This is a genomic window from Methylomonas rosea, assembly GCF_024505055.1.
GTDB lineage: Bacteria > Pseudomonadota > Gammaproteobacteria > Methylococcales > Methylomonadaceae > Methylomonas > Methylomonas rosea.
Genome location: NZ_JANIBL010000095.1, coordinates 1 through 9,893, shown reverse-complemented (window position 1 = coordinate 9,893; position 9,893 = coordinate 1). Strand labels below are relative to the sequence as shown.

Annotated in this window: 11 protein-coding genes; 2 read left to right on the top strand and 9 right to left on the bottom strand. The window is 54.5% G+C overall.

Annotated elements, in window-relative coordinates; all coding sequences use genetic code 11:
• Positions 1 to 239: hypothetical protein (locus NP589_RS20495; RefSeq protein ID WP_256608636.1), on the top strand; the 239-nt coding region annotated here is incomplete at its 5' end.
• 443 nt (positions 240 to 682) lie between these two features.
• Here NP589_RS20495 and NP589_RS20490 read toward each other — a convergent pair.
• Both NP589_RS20490 and NP589_RS20485 read right to left on the bottom strand, forming a co-directional pair.
• Positions 683 to 1,417: a hypothetical protein gene (locus NP589_RS20490; protein ID WP_256608635.1), complete on the bottom strand. Its 735-nt coding sequence runs from the start codon at positions 1,415 to 1,417 to the stop codon at positions 683 to 685.
• Between the two features lie 21 nt (positions 1,418 to 1,438).
• Positions 1,439 to 3,010 carry a PQQ-dependent sugar dehydrogenase gene (locus NP589_RS20485; RefSeq protein ID WP_256608634.1) on the bottom strand — a complete coding sequence of 524 codons (1,572 nt, stop codon included), beginning with the start codon at positions 3,008 to 3,010 and terminating at the stop codon, positions 1,439 to 1,441.
• A 61-nt stretch (positions 3,011 to 3,071) separates the two neighbouring features.
• Between NP589_RS20485 and NP589_RS20480 the strand changes: the two genes are divergently transcribed.
• Positions 3,072 to 3,239 (top strand): hypothetical protein, encoded by a 168-nt coding sequence (locus NP589_RS20480; protein WP_256608633.1) that lies wholly within the window; start codon positions 3,072 to 3,074, stop codon positions 3,237 to 3,239.
• A 65-nt stretch (positions 3,240 to 3,304) separates the two neighbouring features.
• Here the strand turns inward: NP589_RS20480 and NP589_RS20475 are convergent, their stop codons facing one another.
• The 7 genes from NP589_RS20475 to NP589_RS20445 form a co-directional block, all read right to left on the bottom strand.
• The gene (locus tag NP589_RS20475; RefSeq protein WP_256608632.1) at positions 3,305 to 5,230 is read right to left on the bottom strand and encodes a hypothetical protein; all 1,926 of its coding nucleotides are present in this window, start codon (positions 5,228 to 5,230) and stop codon (positions 3,305 to 3,307) included.
• Between the two features lie 24 nt (positions 5,231 to 5,254).
• The gene (locus NP589_RS20470; RefSeq protein WP_256608631.1) at positions 5,255 to 5,719 is read right to left on the bottom strand and encodes a putative lipoprotein; all 465 of its coding nucleotides are present in this window, start codon (positions 5,717 to 5,719) and stop codon (positions 5,255 to 5,257) included.
• Between the two features lie 98 nt (positions 5,720 to 5,817).
• Positions 5,818 to 6,777, bottom strand: coding sequence for a lipoyl synthase (lipA, locus tag NP589_RS20465; protein WP_256608630.1), 960 nt, complete (start codon positions 6,775 to 6,777; stop codon positions 5,818 to 5,820).
• A gap of 80 nt (positions 6,778 to 6,857) precedes the next feature.
• Positions 6,858 to 7,478: a lipoyl(octanoyl) transferase LipB gene (gene lipB, locus NP589_RS20460; protein WP_256608629.1), complete on the bottom strand. Its 621-nt coding sequence runs from the start codon at positions 7,476 to 7,478 to the stop codon at positions 6,858 to 6,860.
• Positions 7,479 to 7,487: 9 nt separating this feature from the next.
• Positions 7,488 to 7,754 carry a YbeD family protein gene (locus tag NP589_RS20455; RefSeq protein ID WP_064010275.1) on the bottom strand — a complete coding sequence of 89 codons (267 nt, stop codon included), beginning with the start codon at positions 7,752 to 7,754 and terminating at the stop codon, positions 7,488 to 7,490.
• Complete coding sequence (locus NP589_RS20450; protein WP_256608628.1) at positions 7,751 to 8,590, bottom strand: D-amino acid aminotransferase; 840 nt, start codon at positions 8,588 to 8,590, stop codon at positions 7,751 to 7,753. The genes NP589_RS20455 and NP589_RS20450 overlap by 4 nt, the downstream gene beginning before the upstream one ends.
• Positions 8,587 to 9,750 carry a D-alanyl-D-alanine carboxypeptidase family protein gene (locus NP589_RS20445; protein WP_256608627.1) on the bottom strand — a complete coding sequence of 388 codons (1,164 nt, stop codon included), beginning with the start codon at positions 9,748 to 9,750 and terminating at the stop codon, positions 8,587 to 8,589. Before NP589_RS20445 ends, NP589_RS20450 begins: the two co-directional genes overlap by 4 nt.
• Positions 9,751 to 9,893: the final 143 nt, after the last annotated feature.

The window sequence follows — 9,893 nt, the reverse complement described above, 5'->3', positions numbered from 1 at the left end:
CCGGTGGGCATGGCGGTGGCGGTCGGCGCGGCGCGGCAGGGGGCAGTCCCGGCATGGGCTTGTTCGGCAAGCCGGAACGCCAGGATCCCAACCTGGGTTATAAACAGGTCGCGGCCATCGCCAGCGTGTCCAGTGCATTTCTGGATATGGTGATTAAAAAAGACGAGTTTGCCCAGGCGTGGTTGAACGAAAAAGCCGGCAAATGGCTGGATCGGGCAGGCACGCTACAAACGCGATAGGGCGTTTCGTTTATGCGCTGCCGAGGGGTTAAACCCATCAATACAGCCACTTAGCAAGACGGAGGCGTTAAGCTATTTGGCTATCTCGCAAATACCGTCGCTCCCGCGAAGGCGGGAGTCCAGGGGCTATGTTGGATTTGCGCCTTTGCCGGGCCGACTAATTCAGGGAGTTTAAGGGCCGGGTTAATTCTACTTTGTCAGATTATTTTCCAGGTCGTCATGCCCGTCGGGATACCCATAGGGCACAAGAGCGGGCATCCAGTGCCACGGATGGAAGCGTTTGAGCTATCCATGCAGCCTGGGTTCCGGCAATCCATACCGGAATGACGACCTTGAACAAAGGTTGTCTGTAATCTAACAAAGTAGACTTAATAGTAAGAGCATTCGCAGCGAAACGTTGGGCTATGCCGAGGTCGGCAAGCCCAACATCCGTCTAGCGTTTATCAGACCGCAACTCCGCGGCGGCCCAGCCAAAACAGCCCGGAGAAGCCGGACAGCGCCAACCATAAAGCCGACGGCAGCGGCACCTGGGAGATACTGACGTTGTCCACGCCAAAATTGAAGGGGCCGACATTATCGGTTTCGGCAAAGCGCAGGCGTAAGGTCTCGCCCTGATGCGCTTGCAGCAAGGTGGTGATGTCGATCAAGAACGGCGTGTAACCGGACACGAGCGGATCGCCGGTATTGGTTTGAAACAGGTTTTGTAAAACCGTGGTGCTGAACGGATCGACTGCGGTGCTCAAAATGTCGACGCGCGCTTGCTGGTTGAGATTAGTCGAACCTGGCGTACCGGTTGCCGCCCAATCCAGATGCCCCGGATTGTAATAGTTGTCAGCGCCATTGTTCAGATACAAAGAAAACGCCAGACTGGTAACGCCCACACCTGTCGGCACCACAAAGTCCTGATATAAGACATGGCTGCCGCCGGCTTCGGCGTCGGTCATTGCCGCAAAACTACCTGCCACGGGTGCTTCTACCGCAAAACCGTTTACCGGGCTGTTGATCCCGCTTTGTTGGAAAAAAGTGCCGTTGCTGCCGAGTTGATCGGCACGTGTCCAGTTGTTAAAACCCGACTCGAAGCCGCCATTTACCAGCAAATTGGCCTGACTCGGCATGGAAAAACTGCCGATGAATATCCCCAAGCACGCCGCTGATTTTAAATTGCTGAAAGTGTTCATAAAGTGTTGCTCCTATTGGTGTTACGGCTTACGGCTGATGCGATAGATGCTGCTGTCGCTTATGGACACAACGTATAAATTGCCGTCCGGGCCTTGTTCAATATCGGTTGTAGTGCCGAAGCCGCTGCCGATTTTTAAGGTTTCGCTTTCGGTGCCGTCGAATTTTTGCGCACGAAACAGATTGTCGGCCACTTTATCGGCCAAGCGCGGGTCTGCGCTGACATCGACATGCAATCTATCGGCCGTCAACTTAATACGGTACAAGCTGCCGCCATTTGCGCCCACTTGCGCAAAGCCTCTGGAAGAACCCATCCACAGTGTGCCGTTATACTCGGCTCCCAGTGCATCGCCATCGACAAAGGCCGCACCGGCCGGGCCGATCTCGTATTTCCAGCTCAGTTCCGGATCGACATAAATCGAACCCGGTAGTGCCATTAACCTAGCTTTGCCGAGCGCTGACGTGTAGGCAATTCGGGTTGGCGGATAACGGACTTGTTGCATGGCGTTATTGAATTGCGTGGTTTCTATGGCTTTAAACTGCGAAATTCGGCTGGCCGGTCCGGCAAATTGGATCCAGCCGCCGTTCATGCCGGGAATGACGCGATTCAATTCGCTGAAGGCGTCGTCGGCATTTTCGGTTTCCCACAAGTGGCCGGAGGCGGGGTCAAAGGCCATGCCAAAACCGTTGCGATGACCATAGGAATAAATCTTCTGGATATTGGCGCCAACATCGCCGCCTATCCCCGCGCCGGCCGCAAAAAACGGATTATCTACCGGTGCATTGCCATTGGTATTGATACGTAAAATCACGCCGGATAAGTGCACGTCATCCGGCTCCGGGCCGCCGTAGGTATCGTCTATTAACGGTGCTTTCAGGAATGGACCATTGCTAAGGTTCTGCATCCATCCTCGGCGTCCCAGGTCCCCCGTATAGACATAGAGATGGCCGTCCGGGCCTAATTTGATTACCCCGCCGTTATGATTTCCTTGCGGATTGGCGTTGGCGCTGGGCGGTTGCCCGACGACCTGGATGTTGTCGGTTTGCAGTGCGCGCAGCTTCAATATATTTTGGTCAAATACCAAGCGTCCGTCGCCGCTAGGGTCCCAGCGAAAGCGGTCGATGCGATTTCCCAATACAGGGACTTCCAAGGCTACTGTCGAATCGGCCCCGGTGCTGCTCTCGGTCCAGCGGATAAAGACTTCCGGTACTTCGGGAAATTGCGGGTGGAAAACCATGCTTAACAGGCCGCGTTCGGAATTTGAATTGACCGCCAAGTCCAGCACCGGCGTTGCTTGCACGCTTCCGTTGATCACTCGCTTGATTTGCCCGGAGGCTTTTTCCAAGACCAGCATATCGTTGGCTGCCAAGAACACCACGCCAATCGGCTGACTGAGTCCGCTGACCGCCACGCCGACCTGTAAATTAGGGTCCAGAACGGTGGCCGGAATCGAGTCGGCTTTGACCGGGCCGGCTAGAGTTGCGGCAATACTTATTGCCGTCGCCAAGGTCTTGAAAGGCGGGATATTGCGCGGTCGGGAGATGATTTGATGAGCGATGTTGCCGGGAATTTGCAGCGATGTTATCCGGTTCATAAGTATTGCCCTCGGGAAAGAAGAAGGAATGTGAAACCAATGCAGCGCGGACCGGTAAAACTTGTTTTATGCCGCAGCCAACGCTGGTTTATCGGCACACCCAATTGAAAAGCGTCAGCTTTTTACCCCGATCAACCCCATTGCCAACGAAACGACACTAGCTTTCACAGTGGGTGAATTCCGGTTTATAGCACAAAGGTTCAATGGCGAAATTAAAAAATTTACCTGATTAGAAAGATTTGGCAGTGGGAGCGAAGATATTTAAGGGGCGGGTTAATAATTTAAATCATCCCCTTAAAAAACCTCAGGCAAATATATTCTTGCCTCTGGCAGTAACCCTGGAAACGAGCCTTTACGGATGTTAAAGAACAGTAGCTCCGGCAGGCTGACGACAATGCCTTTCAAGCCTTTGCGAAGGTTGTCCCCGTCATCCCAGGGCCAGCTAAAGAAACCGTATAGGCCCTGGCCGCCGGCTATGGCCAGATTGAAGCTACCCAGCAGCGGCCTGGGCCAGATTTGATCTTGAGTAAAGAATAAAAACGCCGCGTCTTCCCGGTTCCAGTTGTAAATCGTCGAACTAAGAGTATTGGATTCCTGCAAATCCACCTGCCATTGCGGCATCTGTCGGTAACGCAGTTGACGCTGTTGCTCTCTGTAGGGCGCGCGCTGGAAGCTGGCGCTTAGTCGATACGTGTCCGCTATCTGGGCGTAGGCAACAAACGGAATCATGTTCAAGCCGCGTTCATCAAGGTGACCGCCCAGCAGGCGTTGCGACAGTTGATTTGGACTTTCCTCGGCCGTAGCCGAGATGCCGGCAACCGTCTGGTTGATGACCCGAAAGATTTCGGTGACGCAATTGCGGCTAAGCAGGTTATAGCCATACAAGGCCTGCAATTGGCTTTGATATGTTTCGATTTGCTGCGTTACGCTGTTTTGGAAACGTGCCAATTCGCTGGCCGGTAACGGCAGGCCAATCAATTCCGCGGCGGCCGGCCGTGACGGGGTTGTGGTCAATGGCAGCAATTTTAGAGCCTGTCGGTCTGCGTTTGGCCTATGTAGTTGCACTAGCGCGGTCGCGCTCAGCTCAATTTCAGAGTAAGCCAGTTCATCCAGCGCTGCGGGGCTGTCGAGGTGTCCGGAGGCCGCCGCAAATACCTGTTGACTATATTGTAACGCTGCCGGCACGTTATCTTCATCAATAATAGTGGCTTGTAGGTCGTCACTCTCGGAGCGGCTGCGGTCCAGTACGCTTAGATAGCCCGAGGCGGCGGTATGGTCCAGCGCGTGCAAGCGGGCCATACCCACCAGCAACGGATAACCCCAGTCGCTACGCCGGCTGCGCATCAGGGTTATTAAATCGGCAAACAAACGCTGCCTAAAATCTTGTAGCTTGTTATGCTGCGCCGCGTTGAGTTTGAAGGCCGCCTCCGGAATTTGTAACAAACTCTCGGTGCGCGGCGATAGCCTGGCTTGCAGCACATCCAGCGCAGCAAGATTCAGCAACTGATTACGGTATTGCTCGGCAAACGAATTGTTCGTGGCCGTAAAGTGCGTATCGGTCGGTTCGCTAATTGTGGAGTTACCCGCTACGTCCGGTTTCAGGGCTTGTAGGGTTTGCCAAATTTGCATGCGCTTGGCCGCCAAAAAATCCTCGCCATACGCATTATCAATTGCTCCGCGCAATTGATCTAGCGCTTGGCTGGTGTTGCTGTGTTTGCCATCCTCGATAGAGAAGGCTGCAGCCGCCCGGTATTGCGTCAAAAAATAACCTAATCCTTTTAAGGGCTGCGGCGGTGCAGAACCCAGGTTTTGCAAGCCTGAAACCAGCACTTGGTCGTTATGCAAGGCTTGTAATAGCGATAATTGCTGGTTTTGAATGAGCAGGCGGCGACTAAATGCATCCCGCAACGCTTGAAAAAAGTCGTCTGAAACGTCGATGCGGTGACCGTAAATATTGCGATTTTCCTGATAGCCGTAGGCAAATTCGAAAGCCGCCGCATCGTTGCGATACAGGCGCAGCAAGCCGGGCTGGATGTGCTGAAAATGAAAGACTTGCCTGTCGAATTTAATGGCGGCATGACCGCCGCTGGCACTGCCTTCGTTGGCGTCTATGTACAGGAATTCGAAGTGATGACTAAGGTCCGCTTCCGCGACGGCTATCCAAAGACAATAGCTCAGCGCCAGCGCCCACTTTGCGATTTTCAAGCCAGCAGCTGGCATGGCTAAGTGGGCGGGGCGGTGGGATTATTTTTTCAAGCCTTCTTCGATGGCCTGTTTCTTCCAGGGCTCGTTGTCGCTCAAACTTTCGGTGAACGCCGAAATTTGCGGTTTGCCTAGCTTGGCTTTGGCAAGTCCGCGGCCAATACCCACGTAGGTATTGCGGTCGCCTTCCCAGTTGGTGATTTCATGGGTTTCGGCCAGTTCGCTGATATGCCCACGAAAACTGTCGAGTGTGCCGCTGCTGGATACCACGAAGGTAGCGGTATAGTCGGCCACATCGGTTTCGTATTTTTCGTGTTTGTTACGCGATGAGTCGGAACTGGAGGTAAATGGACTGGACGCGCTTTTGAAGATGCCGCCGGAACTGTCGGACAAGCTACCTATGCTGTCGGACGAGCTCTCGGAGCTGGTGGAAAACGAGCAGCCGCTGATCAGTGCAGTTCCCAAAGCGACAGTGCTTGCCAATGTAAAGGCTCTGAATGGTTTCATATGCTTGGATGGCTTTAAAAAAGAAGTAGTTTTACCCGTAATGCGCAGAGACGCAAGATTTTACGCCTCTACAGTGTTTTGGTGGCGGGGTAGTGTGGCTATTTACCGACGCCCGCAGCTTGTAAATCCGCATGGTAAGAAGATCTTACCAAAGGTGCGCTGGCAACCTGTTGAAAACCCAGTTCGCGGGCGATTTGTGCATAGCGCTGGAATTGGTCGGGATGGATGTATTCTTGTACCGCCAAATGGTCTTTGCTGGGCTGCAAATATTGGCCCAGGGTCAGCATGCTGACGCCGTGGGCCAGCAAGTCTTTCATCACCTCGACTACTTCCGCTTCGGTTTCGCCTATGCCCAGCATCAAGCCGGATTTGGTTGGTACCTCAGGCAGACGCTGGCCGTGTTGTTGCAGTAGTTTTAGCGAGACGTGGTAATCGGCGCCGGGGCGTGCTTGCAGATACAGGCGCGGCACGGTTTCCAGATTGTGATTGAATACATCGCACGGCTGGCGTTGCAGGATGTCCAATGCTGCGTCCATCCGGCCGCGAAAATCCGGCACCAATACTTCGATGGTGGTGTTGGGCGACTGGCTGCGCACCGCGGCGATGCAGGCGGCAAAATGGCTGGCGCCGCCGTCGCGCAAATCGTCGCGGTTTACTGAAGTAATCACCACGTATTTCAAGGCCATCGCGGCGATGGTCGCGGCCAGATTGGCCGGTTCTTCGGTATCCAAAGGTTGCGGTTTGCCGTGGGCGACATCGCAGAATGGGCAGCGGCGCGTGCATAAATCGCCCATGATCATAAAGGTGGCGGTGCCGTGGCTGAAGCATTCGCTCAAGTTGGGGCAGGCGGCTTCTTCGCAGACCGTGTGCAGGCGGTTTTCGCGTAGTGATTGTTTGATGCGGTTGACTTGATCGCCGGTCGGCAGTTTGATGCGGATCCAGTCCGGCTTGCGCAAGATTTGCTCGGGCTTTTCCACCTTCACCGGGATACGCGACAGTTTGTCGGCGTTGCGTTGGTGAGTTTCTGGCGTGGAGCGGGAAGGGGCGTTGAGGGTCATATTGCCACCGGGCACTTGTGTTCGTTTTTGAATCTCCGCAAGCCTGGCTTTTTTTGCGATGCTTGTTGAGTTTGCTTGTTTTATATTTCTATCGCTTGCAGTAGCTGATGCACAACGGGCACAGCTAGTTCCTGTGTGCTTATTTTAACGCCCAAATCGGCCAGTTGAGTTACTTGTAAACCGGCATAGCCGCAGGGATTGATGTCGGCAAACGGCGATAAATCCATATCGTTGTTGATACTTAGGCCATGGTAACAGCAACCGTGCTTGATACGCAGTCCGAGCGAGGCAATTTTGCGCTCGTTGACGTAGACGCCCGGTGCCTTGGGTTGCGCCTGGGCGGCGATGCCGTATTGCCGCAAGGTGTTTATCACCGCGTTTTCCAGGATAGTCACCATCTGCCGTGGCCCTTTGTTGAGTCGGCGTAAGTCCGCCAGCAGGTAGATTACTAATTGGCCGGGGCCGTGATAGGTCACTTGACCGCCGCGGTCGCTTTCAACGATTTCGATAGCGTTGGTTTTTAGCAGATGTTCGCGCTTGCCGTTTAAACCCAGAGTGTAAACCGGCGGATGCTCGATGATCCAGATTTGGTCCGCTGTATCGTTATCGCGTTCTGCGGTGAATTGCTGCATGGCTTGCCAGACGCCGAGATAGTCTTGTTGCCCTAAATTACGTAGGACGGTCGCCGCCTTACTTGGCATCAGTCCGGTTTACAGCGCCATCAGTACATCGGGGCAGGCCGTCAAGCCCATGTAGATCGCGTCCAGTTGTTCGCGGCTATGGGCTTCGATCATGACCGTCACTGCCAGGTAATTACCACCTTTGCTGGGCCGGGTGGTGACTGCGCCTTCTAGGATGTCCGGGACATGGCGGCGGACGATTTCCACCACGATAGCGTCGAAATCGTCGCGATGCTTGCCCATCACCTTGATAGGGAACTGACAGGGAAATTCCAGTAAGCTTTCGGTTTCGCTCATGACAATGATTTTTTGTAAGCTTGCAGTAAGTCGTCCATGCGTTTCCAGACCGGGCCGGGTTTGCCGTCGCCGACTTGCTGCTCGTCCAGTTCTATCACCGGCACGATCTCGCGAGTGGAACTGGCGACCCAGATTTCGCTGGCGTTGTGCAGCGCTTCCAGCGCTATGATGTCTTCCTGATAAGGGATGTTATTCGCGGCCGCCAGTTCCAGAATTACGTCGCGGGTAATGCCGGGCAGGATTTCATGGCTTTTGGGCGGCGTGATCAATTCGCCGTCCAGTACCGCAAACAGATTGCTGGCCGCGCCTTCGACGACGTAACCGTTGCGCACCAATATCGCTTCCGCGCAGCCTTGATCCAGCGCTTCCTGCCTGAGCAAAATGTTGCCCAGCAAGGTAATGGCTTTGATGTTGCAGAGCTGCCAGCGCGTGTCGTCCAGCGTAATCGCCTTGATGCCGTCGACTCGGCCGGCGAACGGCTTGATGTCTGCACACATCGCAAATATCGTCGGCACGATTTGCTCGGGAAAGCCGTGGTCGCGTTTCGGCGCATAGCCGCGGGTGACTTGCAGGTAAATGTATTGATCCCGGTCATCCGCCAGTAGCGGCCGGAAAATCGCTTCCCAATCCGCGACGCTGTGCGGCAGCGGCAAACGGATGCCGTTCAGGCTGTTGTTGAGCCGGGTAATATGATCTTCCAGTCTGAACAACCGGCCGTTATAAGCGGGAATTACTTCATAAACGCCGTCGCCGAATAAAAAGCCGCGATCCAGTACCGACACCTTCGCGTCGGCTAGCGGCAGATAAGCGCCGTTCAGATAGACTTGCTCGGTCATTCTTTCTCCAACAGGCCTATGGCTGCATCGTACAGGCGGCGGAAAATGCCGCCCTCGGCTACCGCGTCCAAGGCTACCAGCGGCTTGCTGAGTATGGATTCGCCGGCCAGCGAAATGTTCAGGTTGCCGACCGTGTCGCCCTTGTTCAGCGGCGCGAACACGCCCTTGTCGATCTGGGTTTCGGCTTTCAACTCGTTAAAGTGTTTACGCGGGGCGGTGACATACAGGTCTTCCGGCAAGCCAACCGCGACTTTAGACGTTACGCCTTTTCTGACTCGGGCTTCGCTTAAGGGCTTATTGCCTTCGTACAGGCGGTGGGTTTCGAAGAAGCGGAACCCGTAATTTAGTAGCGATTGGCTTTCGTTGGAACGCGCGCCGGCGCTGGCGGTACCCATGACTACCGAAATCAAACGCATGTCTTCACGCTTGGCCGAGGCCACCATGCAGTAGCCGGCATCGTCGGTAAATCCGGTTTTCAAACCGTCAACCGACGGATCGCGCCACAGCAGCAGGTTGCGGTTTTGCTGAGTGATGCCGTTGTAAGTAAATTCTTTTTGCTTGTCCCAGCGATAGTATTCCGGGAACTCTTTAATCACCGCTCTGGCTAAAGTAGCCAGATCATGCGCCGAACTGTAGTGATTGGGGCTCGGCAGGCCGGTGGCATTTTCGAAGTTGCTGTTGGTCATGCCCAGACGGCCGGCCTGTTCGTTCATCATCGTGGCGAAGGTTTGTTCGCTACCGGCGACGTGTTCGGCCAAGGCTACGCTGGCATCGTTGCCGGATTGAATGATCATGCCTTGCAGCAAGTCTTCCACGCCGACTTGTTTGTTCACTTCCACAAACATCTTCGAACCGCCGGTTTCCCAGGCGTTCTGGCTAATGGTGACTTTTTCGTCCAACGTCAAGTGGCCGGCTTTCAGTTCGCGGAACACCACATAGGCCGTCATGATTTTGGTCAAACTGGCGGGAGAGACGCGCTTATCGGCGTCCTTTTCGGCCAATACCCGGCCGCTGTCGAAGTCCATTAAAAAGTAGCTGGAAGCGGCGACGCTAGGGGCGGCGGGGGTAAAAATCGGGCTGGCGGCTTGCAGCGAGAAGGCGGTTAACAATAACAGCAGCCCGCTAAACAGGCTGATTGTCCTACGGAAAGGTTGGCTCATGGTCGCAATTCAAAAAAGTCATTCTGGAAGCGGTCATTGTAACACCGAGAGCCGCTGCTTAGAAAAACCCTCGTATTGTGCTATGCGGCTTGAGCCAAAAGCCGGAGATTGTTGCAACTGTTTGGATTAGTTGGCAAGTTGGA